Origin of the sequence: Bacillus sp. B2-WWTP-C-10-Post-4 (assembly GCF_009183805.1) — a bacterium.
Lineage (GTDB): Bacteria > Bacillota > Bacilli > Bacillales > Bacillaceae_G > Bacillus_A > Bacillus_A cereus.
This window is the reverse complement of record NZ_WEII01000010.1, coordinates 1-15360: the sequence shown is the minus strand read 5'-3', so window position 1 is coordinate 15360 and position 15360 is coordinate 1. Positions and strand designations below refer to the sequence as shown.

Sequence of the window (15360 nt, the reverse complement as noted above, 5' to 3'; positions counted from 1 at the left end):
AACGTTCCCACCCTAGAATTCATTGTAAATAAATGTACTTGTGTTTGTATCATGGAATCCATACAACCAAAGTAATGCAAATAAAATTGCAAGATAATAAACCGTCTTTGCAACCCATTGTGTGAGTGGTCGAGACCATATCTCTTTTAATCTTTCCATGTCTTTCCCTCTCTTAATGAAATAATAGCTCTTTGTAGGTATCATGTCCTACATTATTGTGAAAAAAACAAAATCCCACATTTTAGGTAAAAATAAGTCAAAAGGCTCTTTTTTGATATTAGCACTAAATACTAAAAAAGAAAATCCCTAACTTAGCAATTATATTACATTCAGTATGAATTTGTAATGGGTTTGACATGTAAATAGAAAGTGGATTGTGTGAATACATAAAAGTGGACTATAAGAATACGTAAAAATACAGTATTTGTTTTTATTAATCATTCAAGACGGAGTAAACTTTTAAATTTCTAGTTCTTTTGAAAAGGAGGAAATTATCATGAATAGAGTGTGGAAGAATCTAATTTCGGAAGAAAATATCGTGAAATGGAGAAGGCACTTCCATAAGTATCCGGAATTATCATTTCATGAAAAAGAAACTTCGCAATTTATATATGATACATTATGCTCATTTTCTTCTTTTGAAGTAACGAGACCGACGAAGTATAGTGTACTAGCAATTAAAAGAGGTGTGAAGCAAGGGAAAGTAATTGCGATTCGAGCTGATATAGATGCTTTGCCAATTCAAGAGGAGACAAGTAAATCTTATACATCTGTGAATAAAGGAATGATGCATGCATGTGGGCACGATGCTCACGCAGCTATTTTATTAAGCACAGCAGAGGTGTTATCAAATATAAAGGAAGATTTTGCAGGTGAGATTCGTCTATTCTTTCAGCACGCAGAAGAGGTGTATCCTGGCGGGGGACAAGAAATGGTTGAGGCAGGTGTAATGGACGGTGTTGATTATGTAATAGGTTTACATGTTATGTCTGGATTGGAAAGCGGAAAGGTAGGAATTGCGTATGGGCCGATGATGGCGGCACCAGACGTATTTACAGTTGAAATTCAAGGCAAAGGAGGACATGCGGCGCGGCCAGAAGAAACGATAGACCCTATTGCTATCGGAGCACAGATTATTACAAATTTACAACATATCGTATCAAGAAATACGAGTGCTTTTATGCAAAGGGTTATTTCAGTTACACAATTTCATGGGGGAACGGCTGACAATATTATTCCTAGTACAGCAACTTTAATGGGAACCGTTCGTTCATTTAATCAAGCATTGAGGGTGGAAGCAGAAGGGAAAATCGAGAAAATTGTGAAAGGAATTACAGAAGCACATGGAGGATCGTATACATATACGTATCGATATGGATATGATCCGGTTATTAATGATGAATATATTACGAAAATAGTAGAAGAAAGTGCACTACATTTGTTTGGGAATGAGCGTGTTGTGAAGCTTGAACCTTCTATGGGTGGGGAAGATTTTTCAGCATATTTAAGAAAAGCACCCGGTTGTTTCATTAAATTAGGAACAGGTAATGAAAATATATATACTTGTTATCCACATCATCATCCGAAATTTGATGTGGATGAATCAGCATTAATTTGTGGAGTGGAGCTATTTTTAGAGACGACTATAAGATTACTAAAATCATAGAAAAACAAAAAAAGGCAACTGCACTCTATTGCAGTTGCTTTTATTTCTTTCCGTCAGAGAGGGCTGAGAAAGAACTATGCTCATTCATAGTATATGAATAGCTAACGGACAAGCTTGTACATTTTAATCATTTTTTAAAAAATAGTTGTTGACATTGATAATCAATGTCAATTAATCTAAAAGTAGTTGAAATTGATAATTATTATCAATAGGATGGATGCGACATGTTAATGAGAAAAAATTTTCACCTTCTGCGGAGGGGATTAAAAGATAAAAATAAAGATAAAGATAAAGATGTTGATCAGCATATGGAATGGCAAAGAAATGTAATTCGGTCTGAATATGTAGATGAGAAGAAGAGCATTCAAACAGAAAAAGAGATACAAAGTAAAGGGAGAGGTTCAGTTGAGTAAGTTAGTAATGATTTTTGCAAGTATGAGTGGAAATACCGAGGAAATGGCTGACCACATTGCCGGCGTAATTCGTGAAACAGAAAATGAAATTGAAGTTATTGATATTATGGATTCACCAGAAGCTACTATATTAGAACAGTATGATGGAATTATTTTAGGTGCATACACTTGGGGAGATGGTGATCTTCCTGATGATTTCTTAGATTTTTATGATGCAATGGATTCTATTGATTTAACTGGGAAAAAAGCGGCAGTATTCGGATCATGTGATTCGTCTTATCCGAAATACGGAGTGGCAGTTGACATTTTAATAGAAAAGCTACAAGAGCGCGGGGCAGCAGTTGTGTTAGAAGGACTAAAAGTAGAATTAACGCCAGAAGATGAAGATGTAGAAAAATGTTTACAGTTTGGAGCTGAATTTGTAAAACACCTTTCTTAATGGCAGAAGGGAGATGAAGAGCAAGTGCATGAGAAAATCTCAATCAAAACGATGACAGATTATCATTTGTATGATTTTATGCGTTGTCCGCATAAATTTTATTTTCGTCATATAAAAAGAAGAGAACCTTCTTCATTTGAATGGCAACAAATAGCACAAATGATTGTCAATCAAATTATTAACGAGTATTACACGCTACCTGCGGGTCAACAAACGAAAATTGTACTTTTAATATTAATAGAAAAGTATTGGAAAAAAGTAAGGATTAATATGTTTGCTTCGAAGACGGAGTACTATATTGTATTAGCTAAGCTAACGGATCACTTATTACAGTTTGTTGAAAAGGATGATAGTCAGACACCACCATTGTTTTTATACGAGAAGTTTCAAACATATATGGAAGAGTTAGGTGTCCACATGTCATTGACATTTGAAGTTGGTGAGTGGAGTGCTGGGTCGTTTGTAATTAAAAAGTATGTCGTCGATGCGGATGAGGAAATGCTTGCTCTTTGTCAGAAGCTAATGACAGTATTCAGTTATAAAGCTTTCGGCGTTCTTCCAGGAAAGATTGAAGTTATTAATTTAATAGAAGGAACTAAGTATGAGTACATTCCAAAACAGGAAGATATTATAACTGGAATGGCTGATTTATCTAGAATGAAAGAAATGTTGCAACAACCTGAGCATTATACAGAGCGTCATTTTCGTTCTGAGTGTATAAGTTGTGCATTTCGTAGTGAATGCCAAGGGGAAGAAGTAAAGAAAGAAGCGGAGCAGAAGAAAAATATCGTACATTAAAGGATGCAACTTTGCATCCTTTTTTGTTGTTGACATGAAAAGCTTTTCATCATTTACCGTATATTTGTAGCAGATTTTAATAAAGGGAGGAATAATCAATGAAAGATGAAACGAAAGTATTTCAGTGGTTAAAAGAACAGAATGCTCCTTTTGAAATTCAACTGCAAATTTTACAAGCATTTCAACTGTATAAAGTCATTGTTGAAATGGATAAAAAGTTAATGTTGTATGAGGAGAGAGTATATAGGGAGAGAATGTAATCTCATCCCTGCAGTATTATTTTCAGTTGTTCTGTACCCGATATGAATTCAAGTTCCTCGTTTCTAAGTTAAGTTATTCCACTTTATGATATCAGAATTTTCTTTCTATATGTTAAAATATAGCTATCATTATGAAGAAGGGCGGGAGTATTACGAAAAAAAGACTGTTAATCAGTTCTCTATGTATCGCTTTTATATTGTTATGGTCATATAAAGAGGAGGTTTTTGCTACCTTTAAACCGATTGATCAGTACGAGTTAAATAAGGAGTTAAAGAACAAAAGTATAGAAAATTTAACTCATAATGAAATGAAAAAGGTAGGAGAGCATTTTGTGACCGAGCAACTATCAGTGTTTGGGTCTACTAATAAAGAAGATGTGAAACGAAAAGGTGAAGAACTATTTTTAAATAGAGGGTATGAACAATTAATGGGAAATTATTATCCAAATCGTTTTCGAGATTTAGAGTATAAATTTACAAACGAGGAGGTACGTGAAGAGACCGATGAGAGTTTTCTTTATCAAGCTGTAGCGTACGTTGCGGGTACTGAAAATGGTAAGAGAAGTGAAATGAAATGAAATTGAATTATGAAGTGAAAATTGTAAAGGTTAATAATATATTTATGGTGCTAGAACAAAAGCAGCGCGTACAATAAAGGAAATTCATTGCTCAATAGAACATTTTTGGGTGTGTACTACTTAATGCGGAATAAAAAGGCCCTCAAGGAATAAAGGGCCTTTAAAGATTTTCATTTTGTTGACCAAGTTCTTTTTGAGCAATATATAAATTTCCTTGCTCGACTTGTTTAAGGGTATGAACAGAATCTCCTGCATATCCTTTTTGTGTTTTAACAGTTCTTTTTGAACGATTGGAATCTTGTTTCTTCATATAATAGGCCACCTTTCATCAAAAATAAACGAAAATGATAAGTATGAGTAATACAGCAGCGAAAATGGTAATGCCCATTAAAAACGAAGTGTTTTTATATTTAGGTGGCTTATGTACATCTTGCCGATATCCAGGTGAAATTTCAGGGGCAAATTCTTCATCGAATGATTGCTTTTTTTCTTTGTCGTCCATATGTACCCACCTTTCTTTTTCATTATATTATACGTTACAAGAAAAAATATGCATAAAGAAAACAGCCGCTTTATTATTAGCGGCTGTTTTGTGTTGTATATTTTCGTTGTACTTGAAAGAGACGGATAAGTAGGAAGGCAGCGCCAAATGCTAGACCGATAATAAGACCGATCCAATAGCCTTTTGCGGCCCATTCTGTATACGTTGCTAATATATAACCTAGTGGTAGACCTATTATCCAATAAGCAATTAAAGTCATAATTAGAGCGACATTTACATCTTTATAACCACGCAGAGCTCCTTGTACAGGGGTTGCAATTGCATCTGAAATTTGAAATAAAATCGCAAAGATAAGAAATTCTTTTGCTAAATGATGAACTTTTGCATCTGTCGTATAAATAGAAGCAATTTGATCATCAAAGAAGTAGAGAAGAATCGAATATAATAAAGCAAAGGCAAGGGCTAATCCAATTCCAATCAGTCCGTATTGTTTTGCATTATCGAAACGTTTTGCACCAACTTCGAATCCGACCGCAATAGTCATTGCCATTGCTAAACTTAGCGGAGTCATATATAACAAGGAAGCGAAGTTCATAGCTGCTTGGTGAGCTGCAATAGTTGTCGTACTAAAATTACTCATCATAAGCGTTACCGCAGCGAAAATACTCGTTTCAAAAAAGATAGCAAATCCGATAGGGACGCCAAGCTTTAAGAATGCTGTCCAACTCGAAAGAGAAGGGCGGTATAATTGTTTGAAAATGTTGAAAGAGGCAAAAGGCTCTTTCGTCTGAATAATAATGACTGTAATAATTAAAATGCACCAATATGTTGCAGTGGAAGCAATTGCCGCTCCAACACCACCAAGTTTTGGGAAACCGAAGTTACCAAAGATTAATAAGTAATTTAATATTACGTTAATTGGTAATGATAGTAATGTAATAATCATCGTTGTTCGAGTTTTTCCTAATGCATCAATAAATCCACGTAAAACCGTGTAAGTGAATAAAGGTATAATTCCTATTGCGATAATACTTAAAAATTGAGCTGCAATACGTTCCACAGGTTCTTCTAAGCGCATGCCGTTTAAAATAGGTGAAACGACGAAGAAACCGATGAGGATAACAACGAAACTAGCACAAATTGCTAAATAAACTGCTTGTATGACAACGTGGGGAACGTCCTCTTTTTTCTTGGATCCAACGAGCTGTGCAACAATGGGAGTCGTGGCCATTAAAATTCCTGTTAACCCAGTACTAACTGGAATCCATATACTTGTTCCAATTGCGACACCTGCTAAATCAGTTGGGCTTGCATGTCCTGACATTGTTGTATCGAAAAAGCTCATCGCAAATAATGACATTTGCGTTACGAAAATCGGAAAAAATAGTAATACAAATTGCTTTAACTTTTGTGAGAATGAAGTAGTTTCTTTCATAAAATCCCCTTTCCGTATAAAAAAACAAACTCTTACTATCATACAATTTAATCAAAGATTAGAAAAGAAATACGCGCCTACAACATATGAAGCCAATAAAAAAAGGATGCACTTTGAAAAGGGATAAGGTATTATGATAAGGTGTGAAAAAATTACATATTATTTGTTATTAAGGAGGCACTACTTGTGGCTGATTGGTTAATTGGTTTAATCATGGGTGCTGTTGAAGGGTTAACAGAGTTTCTACCAGTATCATCAACAGGACATATGATTTTAACAGGACATTTAATTGGATTTGAAGACGAGAGAGCGAAAGTTTTTGAAGTTGTTATCCAATTGGGATCGATTTTAGCAGTTGTTGTTATATTTTGGAAGCGTCTATGGTCGTTAGTTGGAATAGGTAAAGTAACAGACGGACCATCGTTAAATTTATTACATATTATTATCGGGATGATTCCTGCCGGGGTACTTGGCGTATTATTCCATAGCACTATTAAAGAGGTTTTATTTGGTCCAGGACCAGTTGTTATTAGCTTAGTAGCCGGTGGTATTTTAATGATTGTTGCTGAGAAGTTTTCAAAACCAAGTACAGCAAGAACGTTAGATGAAATCACATATAAACAGGCATTTACAATTGGAATGTTCCAATGTTTAGCTCTTTGGCCAGGATTTTCTCGTTCTGGTTCTACAATAAGTGGTGGTTTATTAGCTCGCGTGTCGCATACAGCGGCAGCTGAATATACGTTCATTTTAGCGGTACCGATGATGGTAGCTGCAAGTGGCTTAGATTTAATTAAAAGCTGGGATGTATTAAGCTCAGCAGATATAACGCTATTTGTAACAGGATTTGTAACTGCATTCGTTGTTGCGATGCTTGCAATTGTTTCATTCTTGAAATTATTATCTCGTGTAAAACTAACACCGTTCGCTTATTATCGTTTCATTTTAGCTGCGGTATTCTATTTCTTCATTATGTAAAATAAAAACCTGCCGAGCTCGGTAGGTTTTTATTTTACTAATTTTTCTATCATGTTTTCCATTACATGTTCCCAAAGAGAAGTATCATCAGCTAATGTAGCACGGAAATTAGCATACATTTCTTTTTGTTTTTCTTCGAATGTTGGATCTTCTTTTTCAGGTAATGTAGCGCGCATTGAAGTTACTAATTCTTGTACTTTTGGAGCGCGTGGTCCAAAGACGGCTTGTTCATTTCCATCTTTATCAATGAAAATAAAGATTGGAATCGCACGTGCTGTTCCATTTGTTAAATATTGATCCATTAATTCTAAGTTTTCATCGCGAATTAATAAACGCATATCAATATTTGCAACTTCAGAAATTCGTTTCATAACAGGTACGCATAAAAGAGCATCGCCACACCAATCAGCAGTTAATACGATAACACGCCAGCCATCATTTTGACGTTCTTCTAATACAGGAAGTAATTCATTTGGAATTAAAAAGTTATTGTAAATGTGTAGTAGCTCGTATTGGTTTACTTTCATTTCATTCACATATGTATCAAAGGACATACCTTTATCAGCCCATTGTTGTAAGTTCATAATTAACACCTCTTTAGTAAGATTTGCTTTCATTGTACCAATTTTTATATAGAAAAGCTTGTATTCTTACTCTTTCTTGTCACTTAATAATTTATTTAATAGAAAAAAGAATAGTACGGCACATAATTCAGCTAAGTTGGACATTTGTACATTTTCTATCCAATCATCAGCAGTATGAATGACGAACCAATCTAGTGTAATTTCAATGAATGAGAAAAGAGTGATAGAAATCCAATTTGGCATGTTTTGAGTCGATGGATATAGCAGCGCTTTGAAGAAACTGAAAATAAAAAATGTAATACCTTCTAAGAAAGTGATTAATAAAAAAAAGAGAAGTAAAGCAGTACGTGAACTATACGCTATACCTGTAATTTGAAAGATTCCTACATATACAAAAAATATAAATGCAAAAACTATAATGAGAAAAAGAGCAATAATACTAATAATAATTATTTTATCTTTTTGGCTGAGATTTGAGAACCTCTCCTCCTCACGCATTAAAATCCCCCTTTTTCTGGAAGTTGACTTCATTTTATCATGAAATACATATTAAAAAACTACGAATTATGGGAAAATAAGATGACAAAAAGTAAGATTTCATGTAAAATTATTAATAAGGTTTTTATTTAACTAAATGAAATAAAAGGAGCTGTCAATGTTGTCTCAAAATCGAGAGCAATTAATGGAAGAACTATCGACAAATGTGTTTGCTATGTTTCGCACATTGCGTAATGATATCGGAAAAATATTCGGTGGTTACATACCGTGGAATGAATTCATCGTTCTGAGAATATTAAATCGTACGAATAAAGAAATGGTATCGCGTGTAGCAAATGAATTAAATGTGTCGAATAGTCATATTACAGCTGTTACAGAAAAATTAATTAATAAAGGTTTTGTAACTCGTTCACGTTCTACATCAGATCGCCGAGTTGTGTATTTAGAGATTACAGAACAAGGGAAAGATTTAGTTGCGAAAATGGAAGATGCGAAAAAACAATATTTACAAGAAAGATTCTCTGCACTTTCAGAAGATGAAATGAATGTAATGATTTCAATTTCCAAAAAACTTATTTAAGTGATTATAAACAAGAAAACGCTTACGTGATGAAATAGAAGATCTTCCTTATATATGGGAGGTCTTCTTTCGTGTGTAATAGATGTTAAAAAATAAAATGTGTATGAAAAAACATAGAGCGCCATACTACTAATACAAGGAAGGGAGGGAGAGATATGACGAATCGTAACGGTAGTAAAGGGAGCGGTAATCAAGGATCACCAAAGTCCTGCCAGTTTAATCAGGAATTTAGCACTGAATTTGAAACTGGTAATGATAATAAAGGGAAAGAATATCGTTCTAAAAAAGGGAGTAAATCAAAAAAGGAGTGAATTAATTCACTCCTTTTTTGATTTACGATGCTGCCGATTGATCCGTATTATATTTTTCTTCTGATTTTGCGACAATCATTGCGCAAATTGCATCCCCAGAAATGTTTACAGCTGTTCTAGACATATCTAGAATACGGTCAATACCGATAATTAAAGCGATACCTTCTACTGGTAGATTTACTTGATTTAAAACCATTGTAAGCATTACAAGTCCAACACCAGGTACACCAGCAGTACCGATACTAGCTAGTACAGCAGTTAATACGACCATAGCTAATTGCGGTAATGTAAGTTCAACTCCGTATACTTGAGCGATAAATACAGTGGCTACTCCTTGCATAATGGCAGTACCATCCATATTAATAGTTGCCCCTAGTGGTTGTACAAATGAGCTTATCGCTTTTGGAACGCCAAGCTTATCTTGTGCTGTTTTCATTGCAAATGGAAGCGATGCATTAGAGCTAGATGTACTAAATCCAATTGCCATTACTGGTCCGAAATGTTTAAAGAAACGAACAATATTTTCTTTTGCTAATACCTTTAATAAGCCACCATATACAAAGACCACGTGAATAATGAGTACTAACATAACGACAATCATATACTTGAACATCGCAGCGACGCCTGCAAGCCCCATTTTACCAACGGATGAAGCGAGCAAACCGAATGTTCCAATTGGGGCTAATTTCATAACGAGATTAACAAGATACATCATTAATTCGTTGCCCTGTTCAAGTAATGAATGGATACCTTGAACTCGTTTTCCTAAAATAGCTATACCGAGTCCAATCAATACGGCAAAGGCAATGATTTGTAACATGTTTCCGTCAGCCATCGCTTTTGCTGGGTTATCTGGTACGATATTTAGCAATGTGTCAACGAAAGATGTTTCAGTTTTTGCACCTTCATACTTAAGACCTTCTGTTTTAAAATTACCGCCAGCTCCTGGTTTTATAATAAGTGCAAATGTAACCGCTATAGAGATGGCAACCGCAGTTGTTACGAGAAAGAATGAAATTGATTTTAAACCGATTCTTCCAAGTTGTTTCGGATCTCCAAGGCCGGCAGCACCAAGTACGATAGAAATGAACACAACAGGAACAACTAGCATTTTAATAAGTCGAATAAACAATTGACCAATTGGGTTGAACACATATTGATTTAGTGGCTCAAAGATAGATGGAGCAGCTAAATTTAGAGTGAGTCCAACAACTAGACCTAGAAATAATGCGATTAAGATTGCTTTTGTTTGTTTCAATAAAATCCCCCCTTTTGTTTTTGTGAAATTTCTTTCTAAAGTAATTATACCGAAAAAATCCCTAATTTAACAATATTTTCTGAATTTTTGGTTTTTAGGTGTAGATAGACTGATTTTGTGTTTGGAAAATAAAATAGACCATCACATAGGATGGTCTAGGGAAGGGGACAATTTATGTCAATTTAATTAGGGATGGAAGTTGCTTTAAGACACTGGGGAATGTCTTATAAATTAGGGAGGAACAACTTCAATACATATACTATAAAAGGTAGGTGTGACTCTCATGTGAACATAGGGTGAAAGAGAGAGGGAGTTTTAAATAAAAGGTAGAAAGACAAAAAAATAAGACCATCATTTATAAGATGGTCAAGGAAGGGGACAATTTATGTCAATTTAATTAGGGATGGAAGCTGTTCAAAGACACTGGGGAATGTCTTATAAATTAGGGAGGAACAACTTCGATACATATACTATAAAAGATAGATGTGACCTCTGTGTGAATATAGAGTGAAAGAGAGAGGGAGTTTTAAATAAAATGAAAATTTAATGAGTGTTTTTTGTTCATCCCCTGTTGATTATTAGCCTTAACCAATCGGGCGTTTATTGCCCACAAATAGCGGAATAAAAGATAAAGCAAACAAAAAATAAGACCATCATTTATAAGATGGTCAATGGAAGGGGACAATTTATGTCAATTTAATTAGGGATGGAAGCTATTCAAAGACACTGGGGAATGTCTTATAAATTAGGGAGGAACAGCTTCGATACATATACTATAAAAGGTGGATGTGACCTCTATGTGAACATAGAGTGAAAGATATGGGGATTTGAAAGATAGTACATATGAAATTGTTATTGCTAGCAATATAGAATTAGGATATAGAGTTTTCCAGCATAAAACGAAAAGGAATCTGAATATAAATAAAAGTTGTAATCTATGAAAAAAAAGATTATGCTCAACTATATTATGAGAATATAAGGTTTGTCCCAATTATTTAAGGGCTTTTAAAAAGCTTTTTATTGTATGAGGGGAAGCTTCACTTTAATAAGGGAGTTAGTGATATGGACGTAACAAAAAAACAAGGGCTGTATAATCGTCTTATACGATTAAACCCACCACAAATATTAGCATTAGGCTTTTTCTGCTTAATTGTGGTTGGCGGTTTGTTATTAAAATTACCATTCGCAACGAAAGTACATATTAGTTGGGTAGATGCTTTCTTTACAGCAACGTCAGCAGCGACCGTAACTGGTTTGGGAGTAGTGGATACAGCAAGTACATTTACGATGTTTGGCGAAATTGTTATTATGTTTTTAATTCAAACAGGTGGTCTAGGCCTTATGACAATTGCCATTTTAATTGTTTGGGTACTAGGTAAAAAAATCGGATTACGCCATCGTTTATTAATTGGAGAAGCATTTAATCAAACAAATATAGGTGGTCTTGTAAAATTAGTAAAGCGTGTCTTTATATTTTCGATTTGTATTGAACTTATTGGGGTCATCTTTTTATCGTTTCGCTTTATTCCAGAGTTTGGTTTTGGAAAAGGTTTATACTATAGTATTTTTCATGTAATTGCATCTTATAATAATGCAGGGTTTGCTTTATGGCCAGATAATTTAACAAGATATGTAGGGGATCCCATTATTAATATTGGGATTTGCTCTTTAATTGTAATTGGTGGACTCGGTTTTACCGTATTAATTGATATATGGTATAGTCGCAGTTTTCGAAAATTATCACTTCACTCAAAAATAATGATTATTGGAACAGTAGTACTAAATGTTATAGCAATGATTGTGATTTTTGTATTGGAATATAATAATGTGAAGACGTTAGGGAATTTATCTTTAAATGAAAAACTATGGGCTTCCTTCTTTCAAGGTATTACTCCGCGGACAGCTGGATTTAATACGGTTGACTATGGAGGTATGGAAGAATCATCTATATTATTTACGATGATTTTAATGTTTATTGGTGCAGGAAGTGTATCAACAGGTGGAGGAATTAAATTAACGACGTTTGTTATCTTAATTACATCTGTCCTTTCTTTCTTTAGAAAAAAGGAGGAAATTGTTTTATTTCAGCGTACAATTAAAATGTCGACAGTAACGAGGGCCTTAGCGATTGCTGTTGCCAGTCAAATACTTATTTTAGCAGCGGTATTCATATTAATGCTTACAGAAAACTTCAGCTTTATTCAATTATTATTTGAGACAATATCAGCGTTTGGCACAGTCGGATTAACGATGGGAATTACTGCAAAGCTATCGGCATTCGGAAAATGTATTATTATGTTTGTTATGTTCTGCGGATTAATTGGACCATTAACACTTGTGTTCTCTTTAGCGCGACCAGCAAAACAAAAAATAAAATATCCATCGGAAGATGTGTTTACAGGATAAGGTATCCCGCGTTAAGCGAGATACCTTTTTCTTTTTTAGAACAGGGAGAACAATAGACCAATAAGTGCTACTCGGAATAAAATTGCGATAAGTGCAGCAATTCCACCGACAACTGCAGCGATACCGCCAGTTACAGTAGCTCCGCGATTATAAGCGTAAATACCGAGTAAAACAGAAACAAGACCAAATAGTGTTGGAAATGTAAATAGCGATAAGATAGATAGCGCAAGAGCGATAAAACCAGCAGTTGATCCAGCAGCGGACGATTTTACAACATCTTTATCGTCTTTATCATCGTAATCATAATCAATGTGTTGTGGTGCAACCTCAGCGGCGTACTCTTCTTTATAGTCACTATAATCACTATCTATTCTATCTCTTTTTTTATAATCATCAAATTTCTCAGTCAAAGTCATGACTCCTTTCATAACAAGGTTCAATAGTAGTATGTATCTCTTTTTCTTTTTTATCCCGCTATTTGTGGGAGTCGAGCTACGTACACATCCCACTGATTAAAGTTTCACTATACCGGAGCATGTACAGGGAGTAGTATCTTTTAAAAGAAGGAAAATGTTTTTTTGAAATAGGAAAAGTTAGTATGACTTCCTCTATTTTGGAAAATATAAAAAGGAATAATGAGGAAAGGGTGCAATACATAATGGAACATCCAATTGAAAATTTAATGAAAACGGCAATGACAAATTTAAAAGAGATGGTAGATGTAAATACAATTGTTGGGAGCCCGGTTTCAACAGCTGACGGAAATGTAGTATTAACAGTATCTCAAGTGGCTTTTGGTTTTGGAGCTGGTGGAAGTGATTTTAAAGGGGATTTCATCACTGAAAAACATAACGGTGGGCAAAATCAGCATAAAGAGAACAAACAACGGCATCCATTTGGAGGAGGAAGCGGGGCTGGGGTTTCCATTAGTCCAGTAGCTTTTTTAGTAGTTGGTTCTAATGGGGTGCAAGTATTACATCTCAACAGCAGTACACATTTAATTGAAAAGGCTTTAAATACTGTACCAAGCACTGTAGATAAATTTGTGAATGGTCGTCAAAAGTGAACTTGCATTTTTTAGGAATTATGATATATTAGAAAAAGTGCGCTTTAGGATGATCGGAATAATTGAAATGTAAATATATATGATGTGTGGAATAAGGGAGAGGAATTTATGATTAATATCAAAAACTTAGTAGTTGGCTTATTTATGTTAGTAAGCGGCTTTGTTGTATATGTAATAAAAGAAAAAGCTCCATTCTAAAACAGACAAACCGTTAATGTCTGTTTTTAATTTGCGGAAAAAAGTTGACAAGTTATTGTATTGGTGTTAAAATTTTAATTCGTGTCTCGGTTACAGCTAGTGTAAAGTAAATATCTCTTATGAATGCAATACGAAAAGTTTGCGAAAGATCGGGTAATTTTATCAACAACTTTTGTGAACAAACCCTATAAATTGTATTTGTAAGCTATATATGTATACTAGTGAATCAAGGAGCGGTCAGTGGAACCGTAATGATGAGAGAGAGGTAGGGCTTTCATCCAGTATATGTTACTTTCCCGTTAGGTGAATATAAAAAAGAGGACTCCTTTTAAAAGGAGTCCTCTTTCATTTTTTAAGTGCGACTTTCAACTTGTTGACAAATTTCATCCGTTGTTAAACCGTGAGCTGTAATGACTGATCCTTTAATTGATGTATCTGCAATGCCCATCACATTAGAATCTTGCCCAGTTACAATGCAACAATCACACCCTTGTGCATCCTGTTCTGAGTTAAGTGTAACAACTTCATGACCTTGTTGTTGAAGAGCTTGTTGAACGTCTGTTAATGAGTTTTCAACGCCAATTCTAGCCATAATTATCACCTCCTACCATCTAATTGCTAGTATGCTCAAGTTCACTGCATATATTTATGAAAAGACGGTAGGAAGTAAATCTTTGTTTAGTCGTTATATACGCCAGTAAGCATTTGACTAACGAATTGATCGTTTAATGTATCTTGTGCTGAAGAAGTATTTGAATGGATGTCGATTGAAGCAATAAAATGATTATGTTCTTTCGTATTTGGTTCTACCTCTACGTAATTATCGAATTTACAAAAACCTTTCGTATCCATTAGATCAAATAATTGCAGCATTTCTACTACCTCTTGTCTCGTTCCTTTAATTTGTACACACGCCATATTTATTTCCTCCTTTATTTTGACAAATTGTTTTTTAAAAATAGGATTATGATTACGAAATGAAAAATATGAATGTTATTTTTAAACAGCGCTATTTTTGTTATTTTCCCCCTTTTTCAGCAAAAGTCGTTATATATTCCCAGATTTATAAAATAGGACGTCCGTTTATTGAATACAATAGATTCGTATCAATTGATGAAAATCCTTCTTTTAAACAAATATTTTTTTTAGTGGAAATTGGCGAAAAAATTTTTGGCTTTTTTGTAAACGTTAACAATGTTGTTAAATCAGTATAAGCAAAGAAGTACGTACGAATAAAAATTATAAATTTTCTAAAAATTCACTTGATTTATTTAGAAAGGAGAGTAAACTAGGAAACAATAAAAAATTCATAGAACATAGGAGGCGCTTCTAGTGAATGAGCAATGGATTTTCTTAAATGGAGAATTTGTTCCAAAAGATGAGGCAAAAG

General features: G+C 34.3%; 22 protein-coding genes and 1 pseudogene. 13 read left to right on the top strand and 10 right to left on the bottom strand.

Annotated features, from left to right (window positions below):
- Nucleotides 1-12 precede the first annotated feature (12 nt).
- A complete protein-coding gene (locus GBN78_RS07360) occupies nucleotides 13-159 on the bottom strand; it encodes a teichoic acid D-Ala incorporation-associated protein DltX (protein ID WP_000440293.1) in 147 nt (48 codons plus the stop codon).
- Nucleotides 160-496: 337 nt separating this feature from the next.
- On the opposite strand from GBN78_RS07360, the gene amaA reads away from it, so the two are divergent.
- From amaA to GBN78_RS07335, 6 genes and pseudogenes are all read left to right on the top strand, one after another.
- Nucleotides 497-1666, top strand: a complete 1170-nt coding sequence (gene amaA / locus GBN78_RS07355) for an N-acyl-aliphatic-L-amino acid amidohydrolase (RefSeq protein WP_001082785.1) — start codon at nucleotides 497-499, stop codon at nucleotides 1664-1666.
- A 224-nt stretch (nucleotides 1667-1890) separates the two neighbouring features.
- The gene (locus GBN78_RS07350) at nucleotides 1891-2079 is read left to right on the top strand and encodes a hypothetical protein (protein WP_000929019.1); all 189 of its coding nucleotides are present in this window, start codon (nucleotides 1891-1893) and stop codon (nucleotides 2077-2079) included.
- A complete protein-coding gene (locus GBN78_RS07345) occupies nucleotides 2072-2518 on the top strand; it encodes a flavodoxin (protein ID WP_152127136.1) in 447 nt (148 codons plus the stop codon). Before GBN78_RS07350 ends, GBN78_RS07345 begins: the two co-directional genes overlap by 8 nt.
- 24 nt (nucleotides 2519-2542) lie before the next feature.
- Nucleotides 2543-3316, top strand: a complete 774-nt coding sequence (locus GBN78_RS07340) for a hypothetical protein (protein WP_000544577.1) — start codon at nucleotides 2543-2545, stop codon at nucleotides 3314-3316.
- A 98-nt stretch (nucleotides 3317-3414) separates the two neighbouring features.
- Nucleotides 3415-3576 (top strand): hypothetical protein, encoded by a 162-nt coding sequence (locus GBN78_RS30105; protein ID WP_000651084.1) that lies wholly within the window; start codon nucleotides 3415-3417, stop codon nucleotides 3574-3576.
- 131 nt (nucleotides 3577-3707) lie between these two features.
- Nucleotides 3708-4231 (top strand): annotated as a pseudogene (locus tag GBN78_RS07335) (biotin transporter BioY).
- 83 nt (nucleotides 4232-4314) lie between these two features.
- Here GBN78_RS07335 and GBN78_RS30100 read toward each other — a convergent pair.
- From GBN78_RS30100 to GBN78_RS07325, 3 genes are all read right to left on the bottom strand, one after another.
- Entirely contained in the window at nucleotides 4315-4464 is a 150-nt protein-coding gene (locus GBN78_RS30100; RefSeq protein WP_000743742.1) for a hypothetical protein, read from the bottom strand.
- An 18-nt stretch (nucleotides 4465-4482) separates the two neighbouring features.
- Nucleotides 4483-4656, bottom strand: coding sequence for a hypothetical protein (locus tag GBN78_RS07330; RefSeq protein ID WP_000341062.1), 174 nt, complete (start codon nucleotides 4654-4656; stop codon nucleotides 4483-4485).
- A 76-nt stretch (nucleotides 4657-4732) separates the two neighbouring features.
- On the bottom strand, nucleotides 4733-6091 hold the full coding sequence (locus GBN78_RS07325; RefSeq protein ID WP_000665550.1) for an MATE family efflux transporter: 1359 nt from the start codon (nucleotides 6089-6091) through the stop codon (nucleotides 4733-4735).
- A gap of 186 nt (nucleotides 6092-6277) precedes the next feature.
- Between GBN78_RS07325 and uppP the strand changes: the two genes are divergently transcribed.
- Nucleotides 6278-7069, top strand: a complete 792-nt coding sequence (gene uppP, locus GBN78_RS07320; RefSeq protein WP_000796263.1) for a bacitracin resistance undecaprenyl-diphosphatase — start codon at nucleotides 6278-6280, stop codon at nucleotides 7067-7069.
- Nucleotides 7070-7098: 29 nt separating this feature from the next.
- Here uppP and GBN78_RS07315 read toward each other — a convergent pair whose 3' ends face one another.
- Nucleotides 7099-7686 carry a thioredoxin family protein gene (locus GBN78_RS07315; protein ID WP_002004705.1) on the bottom strand — a complete coding sequence of 196 codons (588 nt, stop codon included), beginning with the start codon at nucleotides 7684-7686 and terminating at the stop codon, nucleotides 7099-7101.
- A 33-nt stretch (nucleotides 7687-7719) separates the two neighbouring features.
- Nucleotides 7720-8151 (bottom strand): regulatory YrvL family protein, encoded by a 432-nt coding sequence (locus tag GBN78_RS07310; RefSeq protein ID WP_001206404.1) that lies wholly within the window; start codon nucleotides 8149-8151, stop codon nucleotides 7720-7722.
- Nucleotides 8152-8311: 160 nt separating this feature from the next.
- Here GBN78_RS07310 and GBN78_RS07305 point away from each other — a divergent pair, with 160 nt between their 5' ends.
- Together GBN78_RS07305 and GBN78_RS07300 are read left to right on the top strand one after the other, a co-directional pair.
- The gene (locus GBN78_RS07305) at nucleotides 8312-8731 is read left to right on the top strand and encodes a MarR family winged helix-turn-helix transcriptional regulator (RefSeq protein ID WP_000081432.1); all 420 of its coding nucleotides are present in this window, start codon (nucleotides 8312-8314) and stop codon (nucleotides 8729-8731) included.
- A 155-nt stretch (nucleotides 8732-8886) separates the two neighbouring features.
- Complete coding sequence (locus GBN78_RS07300; RefSeq protein ID WP_098299609.1) at nucleotides 8887-9042, top strand: imidazoleglycerol-phosphate dehydratase; 156 nt, start codon at nucleotides 8887-8889, stop codon at nucleotides 9040-9042.
- Nucleotides 9043-9064: 22 nt separating this feature from the next.
- Here GBN78_RS07300 and GBN78_RS07295 read toward each other — a convergent pair whose 3' ends face one another.
- Nucleotides 9065-10300, bottom strand: coding sequence for a dicarboxylate/amino acid:cation symporter (locus GBN78_RS07295; RefSeq protein WP_152127134.1), 1236 nt, complete (start codon nucleotides 10298-10300; stop codon nucleotides 9065-9067).
- A 1062-nt stretch (nucleotides 10301-11362) separates the two neighbouring features.
- Here GBN78_RS07295 and GBN78_RS07290 point away from each other — a divergent pair.
- Complete coding sequence (locus GBN78_RS07290; protein ID WP_000383526.1) at nucleotides 11363-12706, top strand: TrkH family potassium uptake protein; 1344 nt, start codon at nucleotides 11363-11365, stop codon at nucleotides 12704-12706.
- 35 nt (nucleotides 12707-12741) lie between these two features.
- Here the strand turns inward: GBN78_RS07290 and GBN78_RS07285 are convergent, their stop codons facing one another.
- Nucleotides 12742-13116, bottom strand: coding sequence for an imidazole glycerol phosphate synthase (locus tag GBN78_RS07285; RefSeq protein ID WP_176520272.1), 375 nt, complete (start codon nucleotides 13114-13116; stop codon nucleotides 12742-12744).
- A 188-nt stretch (nucleotides 13117-13304) separates the two neighbouring features.
- Between GBN78_RS07285 and ytfJ the strand changes: the two genes are divergently transcribed.
- The gene (gene ytfJ, locus GBN78_RS07280; protein ID WP_001986234.1) at nucleotides 13305-13772 is read left to right on the top strand and encodes a GerW family sporulation protein; all 468 of its coding nucleotides are present in this window, start codon (nucleotides 13305-13307) and stop codon (nucleotides 13770-13772) included.
- Nucleotides 13773-13880: 108 nt separating this feature from the next.
- Nucleotides 13881-13970 carry a hypothetical protein gene (locus tag GBN78_RS07275; RefSeq protein WP_000608227.1) on the top strand — a complete coding sequence of 30 codons (90 nt, stop codon included), beginning with the start codon at nucleotides 13881-13883 and terminating at the stop codon, nucleotides 13968-13970.
- Nucleotides 13971-14322: 352 nt separating this feature from the next.
- Here the strand turns inward: GBN78_RS07275 and GBN78_RS07270 are convergent, their stop codons facing one another.
- Nucleotides 14323-14562, bottom strand: a complete 240-nt coding sequence (locus GBN78_RS07270) for a YkuS family protein (protein ID WP_000101017.1) — start codon at nucleotides 14560-14562, stop codon at nucleotides 14323-14325.
- Between the two features lie 86 nt (nucleotides 14563-14648).
- Nucleotides 14649-14888: a DUF3911 family protein gene (locus tag GBN78_RS07265; protein ID WP_000752512.1), complete on the bottom strand. Its 240-nt coding sequence runs from the start codon at nucleotides 14886-14888 to the stop codon at nucleotides 14649-14651.
- A 59-nt stretch (nucleotides 14889-14947) separates the two neighbouring features.
- Here GBN78_RS07265 and GBN78_RS07260 point away from each other — a divergent pair, with 59 nt between their 5' ends.
- A complete protein-coding gene (locus GBN78_RS07260; RefSeq protein WP_152127132.1) occupies nucleotides 14948-15184 on the top strand; it encodes a hypothetical protein in 237 nt (78 codons plus the stop codon).
- The last annotated feature ends 176 nt before the right edge of the window (nucleotides 15185-15360 follow it).

Excerpts from the sequence above, each read along its gene's own strand:
- GBN78_RS07350 (WP_000929019.1), top strand. The coding sequence starts at position 1,891 with ATGTTAATGAGAAAAAATTTTCACCTTCTGCGGAGGGGATTAAAAGAT.
- ytfJ (WP_001986234.1), top strand. The coding sequence starts at position 13,305 with ATGACTTCCTCTATTTTGGAAAATATAAAAAGGAATAATGAGGAAAGG.
- GBN78_RS07265 (WP_000752512.1), bottom strand. The coding sequence starts at position 14,888 with ATGGCGTGTGTACAAATTAAAGGAACGAGACAAGAGGTAGTAGAAATG.
- GBN78_RS07300 (WP_098299609.1), top strand. The coding sequence starts at position 8,887 with ATGACGAATCGTAACGGTAGTAAAGGGAGCGGTAATCAAGGATCACCA.
- GBN78_RS30105 (WP_000651084.1), top strand. The coding sequence starts at position 3,415 with ATGAAAGATGAAACGAAAGTATTTCAGTGGTTAAAAGAACAGAATGCT.
- amaA (WP_001082785.1), top strand. The coding sequence starts at position 497 with ATGAATAGAGTGTGGAAGAATCTAATTTCGGAAGAAAATATCGTGAAA.
- GBN78_RS30100 (WP_000743742.1), bottom strand. The coding sequence starts at position 4,464 with ATGAAGAAACAAGATTCCAATCGTTCAAAAAGAACTGTTAAAACACAA.
- GBN78_RS07325 (WP_000665550.1), bottom strand. The coding sequence starts at position 6,091 with ATGAAAGAAACTACTTCATTCTCACAAAAGTTAAAGCAATTTGTATTA.
- GBN78_RS07315 (WP_002004705.1), bottom strand. The coding sequence starts at position 7,686 with ATGAAAGCAAATCTTACTAAAGAGGTGTTAATTATGAACTTACAACAA.
- GBN78_RS07290 (WP_000383526.1), top strand. The coding sequence starts at position 11,363 with ATGGACGTAACAAAAAAACAAGGGCTGTATAATCGTCTTATACGATTA.
- GBN78_RS07310 (WP_001206404.1), bottom strand. The coding sequence starts at position 8,151 with ATGCGTGAGGAGGAGAGGTTCTCAAATCTCAGCCAAAAAGATAAAATA.
- GBN78_RS07270 (WP_000101017.1), bottom strand. The coding sequence starts at position 14,562 with ATGGCTAGAATTGGCGTTGAAAACTCATTAACAGACGTTCAACAAGCT.
- GBN78_RS07275 (WP_000608227.1), top strand. The coding sequence starts at position 13,881 with ATGATTAATATCAAAAACTTAGTAGTTGGCTTATTTATGTTAGTAAGC.
- GBN78_RS07360 (WP_000440293.1), bottom strand. The coding sequence starts at position 159 with ATGGAAAGATTAAAAGAGATATGGTCTCGACCACTCACACAATGGGTT.
- GBN78_RS07260 (WP_152127132.1), top strand. The coding sequence starts at position 14,948 with ATGAAAAATATGAATGTTATTTTTAAACAGCGCTATTTTTGTTATTTT.
- GBN78_RS07330 (WP_000341062.1), bottom strand. The coding sequence starts at position 4,656 with ATGGACGACAAAGAAAAAAAGCAATCATTCGATGAAGAATTTGCCCCT.